The sequence below is a fragment of the uncultured Paracoccus sp. genome (assembly GCF_937873615.1).
In the GTDB taxonomy this organism is placed as follows: domain Bacteria; phylum Pseudomonadota; class Alphaproteobacteria; order Rhodobacterales; family Rhodobacteraceae; genus Paracoccus.
On record NZ_CALMYP010000041.1, the window covers coordinates 1 to 1,276 of the forward strand.

The 1,276-nt window shown below is 58.9% G+C and carries 1 pseudogene; it reads right to left on the minus strand.

The features are described 5' to 3' along the window. Positions 1 to 38: 38 nt before the first annotated feature. Positions 39 to 1,213, minus strand: a pseudogene (locus Q0330_RS10690) (IS3 family transposase). Between the last annotated feature and the right edge of the window lie 63 nt (positions 1,214 to 1,276).

Below are 1,276 nucleotides of genomic sequence, written 5' to 3' on the forward strand. Positions count from 1 at the left end.
TGGACTTGTCTCGAAAAGGTGCCGGTTTCTTTGCTCTTTCATGCGGCCTTTTTCTCGAAGGCCACGGGGCTTTTACCGGCGAGGGCTGAATGCCGCCGTCTGGGATTGTAGAAGCCGTTGATGTATTCAAACAAGGCCAATTCGACCTGCCGTCTGGTTTCCCAACTCCGACGCCAGACCAGTTCGGCCTTGAGGGTCTTGAAGAAGGTCTCGACGGCGGCATTGTCGAAACAATTGCCCTTGCCGCTCATCGACACCTCGAAGCGATGCTTGCGCAGGAGCTTCTGATAGTCGTGACTGCAATATTGCGAGCCGCGATCCGTGTGGTGTAGGCAGCCCGGTGGTGGCTGGCGCAGGTTGATGGCCATCTGCAGCGCCTGGATCGCCAGATCACGCTTCATCCGGTCGCTGACGGCCCAGCCAATCACGCGCCGTGAATAGAGGTCGATGATCACGGCGAGGTAAAGCCAGCCTTCGCCGGTCCAGATATAGCTGATATCGCCCGCCCATTTTTGGTTCGGCCCGGTTGCCGAGAAATCCTGATCGAGCAGGTTCGGCGCGATGTTGAACGCATGATCGCTGTCGGTGGTGCGTTTGTATTTCCTTGTTCGCACAGCACAAATGCCGTTCTCCTTCATCAGCCTGCCGACCCGCCGCTCGCCGACAGGCAGGCCCAGTTCTTGAAGTTCCGCCGTCATGCGCGGCCGTCCATAGCTGCCCAGGCTCAAGCACTGCTGCTCGCGGATATGCGCCAACAGCACCATGTCATCGCGCTGGCGCCGGCTGGGAGACTTGCGCAGCCAGGCCCGCAGCCCGCGCGGGCTGACATCGAACAACTGGCATAACCGCACCAGGGGAAGCGGACCGCGATATCCTGCGATGAACGAAAACCTCATCGCTTTTGGCCCGCGAAGAAGACTGTGGCCTTTTTTAATGTTTCCCACTTTCGCCGGGGAAACGATCCCCCGGATCGTTTCCTGATCCGCCTCAAATCCGTCACGATCCGTAACTCACGCCGCAGCCGTTCGATCTCCTTGATCAACTCGGGTTCCTTCTGGGGCACCGTCCCTGTGTCGCCAAACGCCTTTACCCATTTGTTCAGCGTCGAATGGCCCACGCCAAGATCCGCGGCCACCTGCTTGCGAGGCAAGCCGCTTGTCAGGGCGATCCGCACCGCCTCACGCTTGAATTCTGCTGTCGGCTTGTTCGTCATTGTCCGTCTCCTTGGTCGCTCTTATGCTCTCAAGAAACCGGCACCTTTTCGAGACAAGTCCAC